This is a genomic window from Paenibacillus sp. BR1-192, assembly GCF_029542445.1.
GTDB lineage: Bacteria > Bacillota > Bacilli > Paenibacillales > Paenibacillaceae > Paenibacillus_AQ > Paenibacillus_AQ lautus_A.
In genome coordinates this window covers 4,005,978-4,019,745 of the sequence record NZ_CP120718.1, presented here as the reverse complement: position 1 = coordinate 4,019,745, position 13,768 = coordinate 4,005,978, and the positions used below count along the sequence as shown (strand labels likewise).

The following is a 13,768-nucleotide window of genomic DNA, read 5'->3' as shown; positions in this document are numbered from 1 at the left end:
ATTGAATGGATGTTTCACGATTATTGTGGCGTTATCTTCCTGATCTGTCAATTCATTATCGTTAACTTATACTTAACGTTCCGGTAATGTCCACTGTATTGATGTAACGTTCCGTGCGACCTATACTTGGGAGCATAACAAACGTTTTTATGACAAAGGAGGAAATGAACATGTCCGAAGCGATAATCAATACGGCGAAGATTGGACGTCAAGTGGTGCTGCAGCAGGTGCAGGCTATACCGGAGGAGCAGTTCGACATACAAACTGCAGGATTTAACAACACCATCCGTTGGAATGTCGGCCATATCATTTATTGGATGGATACGTATACTGCCCTGAGCTTTGGTTCCCCATCAGACATACCGGACTCGTATGCTTTACTGTTTAACTCCGGAACCAAGCCCTCGGAATGGAAGGTGGCTCCTCCATCGAAAAAAGAGCTGGTCGAGATGTTAACAGCTCAGCTTTCACGCCTATCTGGGCTGAATTCTGATATGCTGGACGAGAAGCTTTCAACTCCGTTTGTCATGGGACCGTTCCAATTCAGTACGGCTGGGGACCTATTCAACTTCGCGCTGCTTCACGAAGCCATTCACCTCGGAACGATATCAAGCCAGCTAAAGGTTCAGACACGCTAATCAAAGCTTGGAAAGCGTAAACAAAGGCGAATGATCGACAGCTTCATGAATGGAGCTATCATTTTAACGATTAACCATAAGGAGGAAGCCTACATGCAAAAATCCGTAGACTCCGTATCAACCCGAACGACTGAAAGTTTTGAAGCTTTTAAGCAGGCTTTAGAAACAGGGCATACAGCGGATTTTCTCGATAAGGTTACAGATGGTTTTCATTTCTTTGTTCCGCTCCCGCTAGATGGGTGGGATCACAAGCAGCAAGGCAAAGAGCGGTTCGAGGAGCTGGTCAGGTTCGAGCGTTCCGTATTTCAGATGCAGCTGATTCCGCTCGTCTTGATTGAGAATGTGGACCACGGGATGGTGGTATTTCGCTCAGAAGGTTTGTTGAATGGCCGGTCTTTTAGTAATGAGCTTGCCATCGTCTTCGAGTTCGAGGGAGAGCGGATTGCCTCCTTCCGCGAATATGTAGGTATGCCGTTAAAAAACTATGAGGCTCCCTAATGGGCAGGCCGGTCTTGTTCTCCACGGCGTTATGTGGTTTCTAACCGGTTTACTGGGTATAAACGAATGAAAAGCCGCCAAAATCGCGGCTTTTTTGCACTAAAGATGATAGATAAAGCGAGTAGGCTATTTCCAATCTCAGTCACTCAGGTATCATGGGGGATTTACCAACCGATGCGGATGATCAGGCCTTTCGGGTCGCCAACTTCAAGGTAAGCGGCCTGGCCGTTGACATCGTCATACGGAAAACCGTAGGCCAAGCGGTTAATGCTGTGGTCGTGCCAGAATTTTGCGTAATAATTGGCCGGGGCGGCTTGATAGTAATTCGAAACGTTATTCCAGTCGTTGGCCTTGTAAACATGACGTTGAATGGCGGCACAAGTTGCCGCATCCGTTAAAGCGCCGTCGCACCGGAAAATATCCTGGGTGCTGTACGGAGCGTACCCGCCGAAATAGTTGGCATTCGCGCCACCCTGGGCAAAAGAACCGTGAATCGGCGCGACAATGCGATACGGTGCTTGAATCGTGGCCAACGATTTGAAGGCGGCAGGAACTTCAGCCTGGAATTTGGCGAAGATTCCGTTTCGGGTTTCGGATTCCAGCTCGCCTACAGTCTGGTCGAAGGAACCGGATTTATTGACCAGACGATGCTGAAGGGGAAAACCGAATCCGTCGACGCGTGTCGTATTGCCGTGATAGCCGGCGGCGTCAATCGTGAATTCAACGAAATCAAAATAAATATCGCGGTTCGGGTCGGTCGGATTGTTCAGATCGGGGCCGGCGAATCCATCGTTAAAGGTCTTCAAGTACAGAGGAGTGCCGACGCTAAGGAACATTCGGCCCGATGTGATCTGGGGCAATGTGACCCAAGAAGCATCGCTGACCTTATGATAAATGTTGGCGTAGTTGATGCCGTTCTTGGTTAAATGGCCTGGCGCATCATTCAAGGCGCTGGAGATCGGGACCAGATTGCCGTTAAGGTCCAAATAGCTCCACTGGTTGTTGACGGGATTGATGCCGAGAACGCCCCAGTATATTTGCTGGTCGGTATAAGCGCCATGGGTCCCGTTCATGATCTTGACCGAGACGGCACCGTTTGGCGGCATGGGGATAGTGGATGGAAGAATGTCATATATGGAGCCGGAAGAAGAGGGAGGCGGCGTGGAACCCGCGGTGTAAGAAAATACACCTGTGTCATAGGCAGGGATCCCGTTATTGTAAGTAAACGAATAAGTAATCACTTGGCCGGCGGCAATGCCTGAGATGGCCTGCTCAAATCGGGATTTTCCGGTATGGTAAGACATTCTGAAATTTTGCTGTTCACCGCCGTTTACTCGATAATGGACATCGACCCAGCTAGTGTTGACGGCGGATTTGAACCATACGGTGGCTGCGTTGCCGGATAATTCAACCCCCTGTGTATAGTCCGCAGCTTCGGCTCTCGTACCGAAAACGGACCAACAGGTCAGCAGCAGCGACAGAACCAGCAGGTAACGCATTCCCTTCTGCATCATCAAATTTCCTCCTTTGGACTTAGGATTAAAACAACTTCGCAATCGGGACTGAAACGGCATCCCTCCTTTATTTTGGCGTGATAGTTGGCTGACTGTAAGTGTCAAACCATGCGATGACAAAAAGATTATAATTCCGTTTTCCAAAATTTAGTAGTAGCGGAATTTCGGGATGGGGTTCGCCATTTCGGAAATGGAAGTATGCGCGTGGCAATGACAATGGAAACAACCAAAAAGCAGCTATCCTATGGATGAGCTGCTTTTTGGTATGCTTCGTTCATGTACCTTAGATGTTTAGGGGGAGGGATAGGGCTAACCCAATCCCTCGAAATCGTGCAATCTGCGCAGGCGGTAAGCGTTCATGGCGAATTCGCGCAGCTCCTCAAGTATGGTGTAATTCGCCCAAGCGCCTGCAAAAGCGCCGATCCCGGGCACCATCTGCAGCATTTTCCGGAAATCCATGGCGTCTCGATACTCGACCTGAAAGGTTTCCCAGTCCATATTCCGGGCATATTCGGTATCGGAGCGCCATTGTTCCTTTTCAATATGCCAACGCTTGACGGAATCGAGCAGCCTGGCACGGTTTTCGGGCCCCGAAAACGTCATTTGAAATACCTTGAGGATGAATACCCGCTCGGAGAAGTGTTTGGTGTCATAACCGTAAACATGCGCCAGCTCGAACAAAAATTTCATTTTAATCGCGATTAAAGCCGGAAAGTCTACCATGCTGAACATGATGCCGCCGGCTCCGGTACCAGCTCCTTCGGCAACCGCGATTTTTTGGTACAGAGCAAACAACGCTTTCGCTTCTTGATCGGCAGCTTCCAGTTCCAGAGAACGCTGGACCGGCCGGCTAGGCGTATATTCTGCTCCGAACAGTGCCGTACGCACGATCGATCGTATGGTGGTCGTTATAATGGTGTGCACCTTCGGGGGAATCCAATGATTAATCCGGCTGCCGATGGTTTTCGATGTTTTTTCCAGCCAGCCCGGCGGTTTGAACATCTGGTGTTCCCAGTCGGCGATCTCCCTCTGTACTTTATGCTCGTAATTCATGATCAATCGCTCCTCTAAACGTCTTCGCTATATTGTAACGAATATCTTCGTGGTTCGGAACAGACCGCGGCAGGTAACAGACCTCGACTAAAGTCCAGTATCGGATTAAGGGTACAAGTCCTGTTCGCAGCTTTCTAATAACTTATAAATGGTTGCCAAAGCGGTTTTTAAGTCAGAAGCTTTGCAGTCGTAACTGCGGTGTATCCATAATTTCAGTATCTTGTGCTCTTATTCGATATTCCCCAGAACATCCCGAAATTTGTGATACATTACCCTTGAAGCTTATTATCGAGGAGAGTGAATCTGTCATGCATAAAGTAATTGAACCCAAAATCCTTTACTTCGGGACTTCGGTTGTGTTAATCAGCACAATGAACGAAGACGGTACGCCCAACCTGTCTCCGATGTCGTCAGCCTGGTGGCTCAACCAATCGTGTATGCTGGGTATGAGCAGAAAATCGAAGACGGTTCAAAATCTGATCCGAGAACGGGAGTGCGTACTTAGTCTTCCGTCGGTTGACTTGATTCCTGCTGTGGATCGGCTGACGCTGTTGACGGGCAGCAACCCAGTCCCTGATTCTAAAGCACAGAGGGGCTACAGGTATGAGGCGGATAAATTCGGAGTCGCTGGCTTAACACCACTTCCATCCCTAATCGTTCAGGCTCCGCGCGTCAAAGAATGCCCAGTGCAGCTGGAAGCCAAACTTGTGAAGCTCCATGCATTTGAAGAACCCAGCTCGCTGGTTGCCATTGAAGTTCGAATAGAAAAAATCCATATTGAAGAAGAACTTCTTGTGACTGGTAACCCCAATTATATCGATCCAGCGAAATGGAATCCGATGATTATGAATTTTTGCGAATATTTCGGACTGAGCGAGCAATTGTCTGCATCAAAATTGGCGCCGGTATTCGGACCGGATCCCGTAAAATAGCCTGCTTTCAAAAAAGACACGTTGATCATGCGCGTACAGGTGCGTTACTCGCAGCTTGGAGCTTTGCGTTCTCTGGGATCCAATTCGATTTCCGCAATCCGTAAGAAACGATTACCCGCATGGGATGATAAGGTGGAAGAGATGAACGGCATAGGCCGGAGGAGGAGATCACCATCAGCGTAATTGAGGAATGGATCATCGAATTGAAAAGGGAAGCCGAATCGACACGGGCGCTTCTCGAAAAGCTCCCGGAAGACAATTTTTCTTGGAGACCGCATCCGATATCGATGTCTTTGGGGCAGCTTGCCCTGCATATTGCCGGAGTACCCGGAGGGCTGGCTATATTGTTGGATGATTCGGTCAGCGAGGTTCCGGTTGTACCATTGCCCGAGCCGACTAACCGGCAAGAATTGCTTGATGCACTGGAAAATAGCATGTCACTCGCCGAGACCAAGCTTCGGGCATGGGGAGAAGACGGTCTAAGAGATACCTGGAGGCTCGTCAGCAAGGGGGAGACCGTTTTGGAAGCGCCTCGGATCGACATGGCGCGCACGCTGATGTTCAACCACGTTTATCATCATCGGGGCCAGTTGACGGTCTATCTCCGCCTGCTCGGCATACCGGTACCGGGGATGTATGGCCCGAGCGCGGACGAATCATAAGATACCACCTGCTCCAGAAGGCCGAACTGGAACAAAAGTTATGCTAATTGTCGCGGGCCAAATTTTGGATGGAGCTCCTATTGCTCATTTCGATGAAAGGCCACGGGAAGGCTATCACTGAATTAATCGTTTCACTGGCGGTGTTTATGGGCAGTACAAGCTGAATCTTTCTTTCAAACCTTCTACGACTTGTTCGGGTATCTCCCTAACCTTGATATCCCCACCTAGAAATAGCAGCCAATTCGTGATTTCGGTCAATTCTTCCACCTTGTTCACATCGATAAAAGCCTTAAGAACGGCTGTGGTTTGGTAAGGATTCGTATATGCAATGGAAAACTTTACAGGATGGTACTTTTTGAACTGGGCAATCGCCTTTGGACCAAGATCAAGGACAAGGTTGATGAACTCTTCCTGTTTACTCAGCTGCTCTAAAATCTTTTTCTTGCCAACTCTTTTTTTCGTATGGAATCGTTCTATGTCAGAAAGATTGTCGACAGGAATAATCCGTCTCTTTTCTTCCGCTAAGTCAAAGCCTTCAATTAACCATAAGCTTTTTTCACGATAAAGGTGCAGGAGATAAATGGGATAAGATTTAATTTCCTTCTCTTCCTGGATGGAAACCAATAAATAGTTGTCCAGCAGAAGGAGTTGGATGAGTTTTTCTAACATCGGATGGGGCAGGTCGGACAGATCAAGCAAGTCGGGATTATGAGGATTGGTTCCTTCAAACAGCAATATTTGATTTAGTAGAACAAGATCGTCTTGTTGGTTCTCCGAGATGAGGCCGAGTAATTTTTCAGCCAAAGAATGGCGACTCTTTAGATAAGGGAGCTGTTGATTTCGAGTGGCCATAAAGGCGATAAACAAAGCTTTGATTTCAGTGTCGGTAAAGCGGACCGTGGGCAGGACGGAGTTGTTCATGACAAAATACCCCCCATCCCTCCCAACTTCAGCGACAAGCGGCATCCCCATGGCTTCGATTTCTCGAATATCTCGAATCGCCGTCGAGCGAGAAATGTTAAATTCGCGCATTATTTCAGAAATGGTAAAGTGGGCGCGGTTGTTGATATACCGCATGATGGTATTAATCCGCTCAACTTTTTTCATCGGACTCTCCTAAACAGTATCATTTTTTGACATGATTTAAGGTTATTATAAACCTATCAAGTGAAAAGACAAATCATTTGAAAAATTTTAAAAAAGGAAGGTTTTGAATATGGAGAATTATACGCTTGAGGAAAAAGACAGCTTTATCGTATTAGGTATTGGAACCGAACTTAAAAGCGATTACACGGATTATGCCGGCATCAACAAGGAAAAAACGGAATTTTGGGAGTCGGTGAAGCAAGATGGAAGGCTTGATACCTTAAAGGCCATAGCTGCGAATGATTACATTTTTGCCGTAAACGAGGCGGTCAATAACAAGATGATGTATTATGCCGGCGTCATGACGGAGGAGTCGTTACCAGAGGCCACTAGAGTTATTCAATTTCCTAAAGGGGAATACCTCGTTGTAAAAGGGGAAGGGAAAACGGCGGATGAGTTGAGCAATAAACTTACCGGCATTGCCTTTGGTCAAGTATTGCCGTCAGCCAAGGATTTTGCCTATGTCGGCGGGCCTAATGCAACGGTGGAGATGGAAGAGCGGGACGGCTTCGTATGTGGCGAATTGTGGATTCCCGTCGTAAGGAAATAAATAAGATCAAAGGAGAAGCGGCATGGCTTATATCGTTGATTTTAAAAATGTATCTACGGTTGGTTTGGAGTCTTCGCCCGCAGCGGAAGCGCTGGCTGGTTTACGAGCGAATGAGGCGCGTTACTTCATGAACAAATATAAGCATGAATTTACGGTTGTACCAGCCGGCGATAGCCAGGAGACTTTGGATTATGTGAACCGAATATTGAAAGAAGAACGAGATCTTGAGTTTGCGGCCAAACCTTTGGAGACGTCGCGTTTTCAAGTGGAAAATATCCAGTGGGCTTTCGTCTTTTATGAGGATGGCCTCGCGGTCAATGTCATGTATACGGTTGATGATCCTAAGAAGCGGGCTGTCGGTTTTAAGCTTTCGGAGGGGATGGAGGTACCGCAGGAGTTGGAAGGGAAGTTTAAGTTTGCAAGGCAGAAGTCCAAATTAGCCGGCACCATTCGGGGCTCGTTCTTTGTAATTAAAAAGGAATACTAAGCGGTGAGCAGTCAAATAAATAACGAAAACCCAAAAAAGAACCTGAATCCTCTGATTTCAGGTTCTTTATTATTGCAATTACATAGACACGATGATACAATCTGAATGCGAAACAATCAGATATGAGGGTATAAGTATCTCATCTTACAGTTTAATTGTACCACGCTAAAAATACCCTTGTCAAATGTTTTTTTTCTCAAATTAATGGTTAGGAGAGATGTTGAATGCGTTCTTTGGTTCTCGATTTTCAAGACATGGAACAAAACCAGCTGTTGCTCGTTGGCGGAAAAGGAATGAATCTAGGAGAATTAGCAAAAATCGAAGGAATACACGTACCGGAAGGATTTTGTGTTACAACCGCGGGATATCAAAAAGCCATCGAACAAAACGAAACCTATCATGATTTGCTGGGACAGCTAGCCATGCTAAAAGCAGAGGATCGGGAGCGAATTGGTGAAGTCGGCAGGAAGATCAGGCAAATCATTATGGACGCAGAGATTCCTGCCGACGTCGTGAAAGCCGTAACTCATTATCTCTCTCGGTATGGCGAGGAACATGCTTATGCCGTGCGTTCCAGTGCGACAGCTGAAGATTTACCGCATGCCTCCTTTGCCGGTCAACAGGATACCTATTTAAATATCATCGGGACAGAGGCCGTCTTGAAGCATATCAGTAAATGCTGGGCATCCCTATTCACGGATCGCGCCGTGATCTACCGGATGCAAAATGGATTTGACCACAGTCAAGTTTATTTATCCGTGATCGTTCAAAGGATGGTTTTCCCGCAGGCTTCAGGGATACTATTCACGGCAGACCCGATGACATCCAATCGAAAGCTGCTGTCCATCGATGCCAGCTTTGGACTTGGAGAAGCGCTGGTCTCCGGTTTGGTATCTGCCGATTGTTACAAAGTACAGGATGAGGTCATCGTCGATAAGAGGATAGCCGCCAAAACATTGGCGATCTATGGACGACAGGAGGGCGGAACGGAGACCCAGTCGATTGCCCCCGATCAGCAAAAGATCCAAACCCTTACCGAACAACAAATTTTACGGCTGGCACGCATCGGAAGACAGATTGAAGCTTATTTCGGCCGGCCGCAAGATATCGAATGGTGCCTGGCCGATGACGTGTTTTATATCGTTCAGAGCCGGCCGATCACGACGTTATACCCGATTCCTGAAGCGAGTGATCAAGAAAATCGCGTCTATATCTCTGTTGGTCATCAACAAATGATGACGGATCCCATGAAACCGCTGGGATTGTCTTTTTTCCTGCTAACGACTCCTGCACCCATGCGCAAAGCCGGCGGAAGATTGTTTGTTGATGTCACACATCATCTGGCATCGCCTAACAGCAGAGAATTTTTATTAAATAGCATGGAACAACACGATCCGCTCATGAAAGACGCACTTATGACCATCATAGATCGAGGAGATTTTATAAAATCGTTACCCGTTGATAAAAAAGAAGCGAATCCCGTTAAAAGCAGTAATGCTATGCCGTCTGCCGGTGCCCCCCCACAATTCGAAAACGAGCCGACAATCGTTAATGATCTGATTCAACGAAGTCAAACATCGATCGAAGAGTTAAAACATAACATCGGGACGAAATCCGGGACGGATTTATTTGATTTCATTCTGGAAGATATCCAGCAATTGAAGAAGATTCTGTTCGACCCGCAAAGTTCGGCTGTCTTTATGGCTGCCATGAATGCTTCATCATGGATCAATGAAAAAATGAACGAGTGGCTAGGTGAAAAAAACGCAGCAGACACGCTTTCTCAGTCTGTACCCCATAATATTACTTCGGAAATGGGTCTGGCGCTGCTCGATGTCGCAGATGCGATTCGTCCTTATCCTGAAGTCATTGATTATTTGCAGCAAGTCAAACATGATGACTTTTTGGATGAGCTGGTTACGTTTGATGGCGGGCGTGAAGCCCGAGACGCGATCCGTGATTTTCTCAGCAAATACGGGATGCGATGTGCCGGAGAAATCGATATCACTAGAACACGTTGGAGCGAAAAACCCGCTACGCTCATCCCGTTGATTCTGGGTAACATCAAAAACTTTGAGCCTAATGCCAGCCATCGAAAGTTTGAGCAAGGACGACAGGAAGCGCTGAACAAAGAACAAGAACTCCTGGAACGATTAAGCCGATTGCCGGATGGTGAACAAAAAGCCGCAGAAACCAAACGAATGATCGACCTTATCCGGAATTTCATTGGTTATCGGGAGTATCCGAAATACGGCATGGTTAATCGCTACTTCGTATATAAGCAGGCTTTACTGAAAGAAGCCGAACAACTCGTAGAAACGGGCGTTATTCATGACAGAGAAGATATATATTATCTCTCTTTTGAAGAACTTCACGATGTCGTACGCACAAATAAATTGGATTATCGAATGATCAACAAACGAAAAGACGAGTACAAATTATATGAAAAACTGACTCCTCCGCGTGTGATCACATCGGATGGCGAGATCATTGTTGGTGAGTACAAACGGCAAAATATTCCTGCTGAAGCCATTGTAGGGCTGCCAGTTTCTTCGGGCGTTATTGAGGGAAGAGCACGTGTCATCTTAAACATGGAAGACGCTGATCTGGAGGAAGGAGACATCTTAGTCACTGCTTTTACGGACCCTAGCTGGACGCCATTGTTTGTATCCATTAAAGGATTGATCACCGAAGTGGGCGGACTGATGACCCACGGAGCCGTTATTGCGCGTGAATATGGATTGCCTGCCGTAGTCGGCGTCGAGAACGCAACCAAAAGGATCAAGGATGGACAGCGCATTCGCGTGAATGGAACAGAGGGGTATGTGGAAATATTATAATAAATACCAACATGAAGCCGCGATTTTCGCGGCTTTTTCAATTATTGAACAGCATTTAGGAAGCAGATGCCTTGCATGGAAATAAATCGGCTGGGGCGATTGGCGGACTTAGGAAGCTTATTATAAGTTACGTTTTATTCACGAAACTCTAAGGTTGCTTACCACTGAAGAATTTGCTGAAAGGATGGATTGAGTAATTTTTAATTTTATGATCCTGGAGGAGGCCATAAAATCATGAAAATCATTGTAACCAGTATATTCGTGCAGGATCAAGACAGGGCGCTGGAGTTTTATTCAGAGAAGCTCGGATTTGTTAAAAAGGAAGATGTTCCTGTCGGAGAATTCAGGTGGATAACGCTTGTTTCGCCCGATGTTCAAGACGGTACCGAGCTTTTGCTCGAACCGAACGAGCATCCTGCCGCAAAGGAGTATCAAAAGAAGATCTTTGCCGAAGGCATCCCGGCAACCATGTTTGGCGTTGAAGATATTCGCAAAGAGTACGAGCGGTTAAGGGAAAAAGGCGTGAAGTTTACGATGGAACCGACAAAAATGGGCGAACTCACAATAGCTGTCTTTGACGATACCTGCGGGAACCTTATTCAGATCGTGCAGAAGTAATTTACGGATTTACCTGACTCTTCTGAATGGTGTAGGACAACAAGAACATGAAGACGATAAAAGCCGCATTGTATGCGGCTTTTATTTATAAGCATGCAAATTGCTGCCGTGCTCAAGTCTCAAACAGGACTTCTCCTGTACGGGATACATCAAACCCCGGAATCGAACGCAGCTCCTTTTGGAAGGTGTCCGATTGCAGAATTTGCAAAAGGGCGGGAATCCAAGTCTGACTCCACGTGGTTTTAAGTATCACAAGATCATAACGCTCCTGAATCAAAGGAATAAAATCAATTTGACCGATTATTGAGGCTGCTTTCTCAATGCCTACGCCAACATCGGCTTCACCGGTAGCAACTTTCGTCGCCACACCGAGATGATTGGTCTGAATATGATCATAGCCGGAAAGCTGCTGCGGATTGATTCCGTGAAGGCGGAGCTGTTCGTCGAGCAACACGCGGGCGCCTGATCCCTTCTCGCGATTCACGAATCGCAGCCCGGAACGGTCTAAATCAGACCACCCTTTAAGACCGAAGGGGTTCCCAGGCTGGACATATAACCCTGCATTTCTGGAAAGAAGATTGACGACCACATAGGAAGAACCAACGAGCAGCTTTCGAATATATGGAAGATTGTACTCTCCTGTATCTCCGTCCAAGAGGTGCGTGCTGACGATATCCGACTCGCCTCTGTACATAGAGATTAAGCTGTCGAGGCTGCCGACAAATGAACGCAAGGGCCGAATGGCGGGGATTGTTTGTTCCATATGTTTGGCCAAAATGTCTAGGCTAATGTCATGTCCGGTAATGACGATCGGGCGATTCCCACTGGTGAATGTAGGCGGTTGGATAGGTGAAGGCGAAAGCGCCTCAACAGGTTGGTTGGATACCGGAACCGTTCTTGTCCTTTGTTTGTAGGCCTCCAGGTCAGCAGCATCCACCCGCATTTGTTTGCCGACCCGATAAGAGGGCAGCTCCCCTTTTTTGATCAGATCATACACGGTAAGTTTGGATATTTTTAAGAGCTTGGCAATTTCCTCCGTTGTATAAGACATGTCATTGGACATATCATGTTCCTCCCGGTTAACTGTATAAATGGTTTAACATTTGAGGCTAATTATAACACAATTGAATGAATTCAAACGATTCTCCTGATTTCTCCCCTTTCCGGATTATATAGATATCATTGAATTAGATATAAATAGATATATTTGGTTTACAAAGAATTGCGCATGACAGTATAATGTTTATGCTTGAATATAACTAAATATAGTTTTTTGGAGGGGACCCATGATTAAACCGGCAAAGATTAGCGTGGTTTTATCTCTTGTATTATCCATGATATTAGTAATGGCGGGTTGCGGTACGGCAGCAAAAGATCATACCGATTCTCAAGCTGCGGATAAGAGTACGACAACTTTGGCAGCAGCGGAGACGGTTGAATTGACCGTATCTGCGGCAGCAAGCATGACAGATGCTCTAAAGGAAATCCAGGAGGATTATAAAACGAAGAATCCAAATATCACATTAAATTTTAATTTTGGCGCATCCGGCGCATTGCAGCAGCAGATTGAGCAGGGAGCACCAGCCGACTTGTTCCTGTCAGCCGCAGCCAAGAACATGGAAGCGCTCGTGGATAAACAACTGATTGATGCAAATCAACAAAAAAATGTACTTAGCAATGAGTTGGTGGCTGTCGTGTCTGCGGATGGACAAGTACCGGTTGCAAGCTTTGCCGACTTGTCCAAGTCCGAACTAAAGAACATTGCCATTGGCATTCCAGAAAGTGTGCCTGCGGGAAGCTACGCTAAAGAGGCCCTTACAAAAACGAACTTCTGGGATTCGCTCCAATCCAAGATCGTACAAGGTAAAGACGTACGTCAAGTTCTTCAATATGTAGAAACGGGTAATGCAGATGTCGGGTTTGTGTATAAAACGGACGCATTAACCTCTGACAAAGTGAAGGTTGCATTTACTGTGGATCCCGCAACATACACGCCTGTTGAATATCCGATTGGAATCGTAAAGGCAACGAAACATCGAAAAGAGGCTGAGGATTTCTACACTTTTATACAGACTCAAGAAGCGCTGGACGTCTTTGTGAAGTACGGATTTTCCGTTCTGAATTGATTAGGGCCAATATGAATTGGAACGAATTCTGGTTACCGATTAAACTGTCGCTACAGGTTTCCGTACTGTCCAGCCTAACGGTTGTCCTGCTTGGAGTGGCTGCTGCCTGGTGGATGTCACGCAAATCCTTTAAAGGGAAAACGGTTCTTGAGACCGCCTTTATGCTCCCTTTAGTTCTTCCGCCAACCGTGGTTGGTTTTGTACTGTTGGTCATACTTGGTCGAAAAAGCTGGTTTGGGCAATGGATAGAATGGCTCTTTGACGCGCCCGTCATTTTTACTTGGTGGGCTGCCGTGATCGCTTCGGTCGTCGTAGCCTTCCCGCTCGTCTACCAAACGATGAAGGTGGGATTTTCTTCTGTCCAACGGGATGTCGAGGAAGCAGCTCGATCAAATGGAGCTAACGAATGGCAGGTCTTCAGGTATATAACGCTTCCTTTGACTTATCGCTCGTTGGTAACTGCCTATATTCTTGGATTTGCTCGTGGACTTGGTGAGTTCGGGGCGACGTTAATGATAGCAGGCAATATTCCGGGCAAAACACAGACCATTCCTACAGCCATATTCGTTGCGGTTGATGCGGGCAATACGACGATGGCATGGGCGTGGACAGCATCCATGATCATGATTTCCTTTATAATGTTGCTTCTTACAAGACGAAGTGATCAATAAAAGTCGCTAAATACAGCGGCTTTTTTTCATGTT

The 13,768-nt window shown here is 46.7% G+C and carries 14 protein-coding genes; 10 read left to right on the top strand and 4 right to left on the bottom strand.

Translation table 11 applies throughout. The features are described 5' to 3' along the window. Nucleotides 1-170 precede the first annotated feature (170 nt). Together P0X86_RS17800 and P0X86_RS17795 are read left to right on the top strand one after the other, a co-directional pair. Nucleotides 171-638: a DinB family protein gene (locus P0X86_RS17800; protein WP_096774012.1), complete on the top strand. Its 468-nt coding sequence runs from the start codon at nt 171-173 to the stop codon at nt 636-638. A gap of 93 nt (nt 639-731) precedes the next feature. Beyond that, nucleotides 732-1,136, top strand: coding sequence for a nuclear transport factor 2 family protein (locus tag P0X86_RS17795; protein ID WP_277746067.1), 405 nt, complete (start codon nt 732-734; stop codon nt 1,134-1,136). A 164-nt stretch (nt 1,137-1,300) separates the two neighbouring features. Here the strand turns inward: P0X86_RS17795 and P0X86_RS17790 are convergent, their stop codons facing one another. Together P0X86_RS17790 and P0X86_RS17785 are read right to left on the bottom strand one after the other, a co-directional pair. Beyond that, nucleotides 1,301-2,650 carry a glycoside hydrolase family 64 protein gene (locus tag P0X86_RS17790; protein ID WP_277746066.1) on the bottom strand — a complete coding sequence of 450 codons (1,350 nt, stop codon included), beginning with the start codon at nt 2,648-2,650 and terminating at the stop codon, nt 1,301-1,303. Nucleotides 2,651-2,959: 309 nt separating this feature from the next. Then, nucleotides 2,960-3,703: an EcsC family protein gene (locus P0X86_RS17785; RefSeq protein ID WP_096774010.1), complete on the bottom strand. Its 744-nt coding sequence runs from the start codon at nt 3,701-3,703 to the stop codon at nt 2,960-2,962. A gap of 308 nt (nt 3,704-4,011) precedes the next feature. Between P0X86_RS17785 and P0X86_RS17780 the strand changes: the two genes are divergently transcribed. After that, nucleotides 4,012-4,635 carry a flavin reductase family protein gene (locus tag P0X86_RS17780; RefSeq protein WP_277746065.1) on the top strand — a complete coding sequence of 208 codons (624 nt, stop codon included), beginning with the start codon at nt 4,012-4,014 and terminating at the stop codon, nt 4,633-4,635. 203 nt (nt 4,636-4,838) lie between these two features. Then, complete coding sequence (locus tag P0X86_RS17775) at nt 4,839-5,297, top strand: DinB family protein (RefSeq protein ID WP_228468903.1); 459 nt, start codon at nt 4,839-4,841, stop codon at nt 5,295-5,297. Nucleotides 5,298-5,441: 144 nt separating this feature from the next. On the opposite strand, the gene P0X86_RS17770 is transcribed toward P0X86_RS17775, so the two are convergent. Further along, the gene (locus P0X86_RS17770; RefSeq protein ID WP_277746064.1) at nt 5,442-6,404 is read right to left on the bottom strand and encodes a helix-turn-helix transcriptional regulator; all 963 of its coding nucleotides are present in this window, start codon (nt 6,402-6,404) and stop codon (nt 5,442-5,444) included. A 109-nt stretch (nt 6,405-6,513) separates the two neighbouring features. Between P0X86_RS17770 and P0X86_RS17765 the strand changes: the two genes are divergently transcribed. From P0X86_RS17765 to P0X86_RS17750, 4 genes are all read left to right on the top strand, one after another. Then, nucleotides 6,514-6,993, top strand: coding sequence for a GyrI-like domain-containing protein (locus P0X86_RS17765; RefSeq protein WP_192571651.1), 480 nt, complete (start codon nt 6,514-6,516; stop codon nt 6,991-6,993). A gap of 22 nt (nt 6,994-7,015) precedes the next feature. Beyond that, the gene (locus P0X86_RS17760; protein ID WP_009592531.1) at nt 7,016-7,480 is read left to right on the top strand and encodes a hypothetical protein; all 465 of its coding nucleotides are present in this window, start codon (nt 7,016-7,018) and stop codon (nt 7,478-7,480) included. Nucleotides 7,481-7,704: 224 nt separating this feature from the next. Further along, nucleotides 7,705-10,320 (top strand): phosphoenolpyruvate synthase, encoded by a 2,616-nt coding sequence (ppsA, locus tag P0X86_RS17755; RefSeq protein WP_277746063.1) that lies wholly within the window; start codon nt 7,705-7,707, stop codon nt 10,318-10,320. 234 nt (nt 10,321-10,554) lie between these two features. Further along, nucleotides 10,555-10,938, top strand: coding sequence for a VOC family protein (locus tag P0X86_RS17750; RefSeq protein WP_036660724.1), 384 nt, complete (start codon nt 10,555-10,557; stop codon nt 10,936-10,938). Between the two features lie 112 nt (nt 10,939-11,050). Here the strand turns inward: P0X86_RS17750 and P0X86_RS17745 are convergent, their stop codons facing one another. Then, nucleotides 11,051-12,001 carry a helix-turn-helix transcriptional regulator gene (locus P0X86_RS17745; RefSeq protein ID WP_277746062.1) on the bottom strand — a complete coding sequence of 317 codons (951 nt, stop codon included), beginning with the start codon at nt 11,999-12,001 and terminating at the stop codon, nt 11,051-11,053. A gap of 223 nt (nt 12,002-12,224) precedes the next feature. On the opposite strand from P0X86_RS17745, the gene modA reads away from it, so the two are divergent. After that, on the top strand, nt 12,225-13,064 hold the full coding sequence (gene modA / locus P0X86_RS17740) for a molybdate ABC transporter substrate-binding protein (RefSeq protein WP_277746061.1): 840 nt from the start codon (nt 12,225-12,227) through the stop codon (nt 13,062-13,064). An 11-nt stretch (nt 13,065-13,075) separates the two neighbouring features. Further along, nucleotides 13,076-13,735, top strand: a complete 660-nt coding sequence (gene modB / locus P0X86_RS17735; RefSeq protein WP_277746060.1) for a molybdate ABC transporter permease subunit — start codon at nt 13,076-13,078, stop codon at nt 13,733-13,735. Nucleotides 13,736-13,768: the final 33 nt, after the last annotated feature.

Bases quoted from the DNA above. Each gene is read 5' to 3' on its own strand.
- P0X86_RS17795 (WP_277746067.1), top strand. From the start codon at position 732: ATGCAAAAATCCGTAGACTCCGTATCAACCCGAACGACTGAAAGTTTT.
- P0X86_RS17785 (WP_096774010.1), bottom strand. From the start codon at position 3,703: ATGAATTACGAGCATAAAGTACAGAGGGAGATCGCCGACTGGGAACAC.
- P0X86_RS17750 (WP_036660724.1), top strand. From the start codon at position 10,555: ATGAAAATCATTGTAACCAGTATATTCGTGCAGGATCAAGACAGGGCG.
- ppsA (WP_277746063.1), top strand. From the start codon at position 7,705: ATGCGTTCTTTGGTTCTCGATTTTCAAGACATGGAACAAAACCAGCTG.
- P0X86_RS17760 (WP_009592531.1), top strand. From the start codon at position 7,016: ATGGCTTATATCGTTGATTTTAAAAATGTATCTACGGTTGGTTTGGAG.
- P0X86_RS17770 (WP_277746064.1), bottom strand. From the start codon at position 6,404: ATGAAAAAAGTTGAGCGGATTAATACCATCATGCGGTATATCAACAAC.
- P0X86_RS17800 (WP_096774012.1), top strand. From the start codon at position 171: ATGTCCGAAGCGATAATCAATACGGCGAAGATTGGACGTCAAGTGGTG.
- P0X86_RS17780 (WP_277746065.1), top strand. From the start codon at position 4,012: ATGCATAAAGTAATTGAACCCAAAATCCTTTACTTCGGGACTTCGGTT.
- modA (WP_277746061.1), top strand. From the start codon at position 12,225: ATGATTAAACCGGCAAAGATTAGCGTGGTTTTATCTCTTGTATTATCC.
- modB (WP_277746060.1), top strand. From the start codon at position 13,076: ATGAATTGGAACGAATTCTGGTTACCGATTAAACTGTCGCTACAGGTT.
- P0X86_RS17790 (WP_277746066.1), bottom strand. From the start codon at position 2,650: ATGATGCAGAAGGGAATGCGTTACCTGCTGGTTCTGTCGCTGCTGCTG.
- P0X86_RS17765 (WP_192571651.1), top strand. From the start codon at position 6,514: ATGGAGAATTATACGCTTGAGGAAAAAGACAGCTTTATCGTATTAGGT.
- P0X86_RS17745 (WP_277746062.1), bottom strand. From the start codon at position 12,001: ATGTCCAATGACATGTCTTATACAACGGAGGAAATTGCCAAGCTCTTA.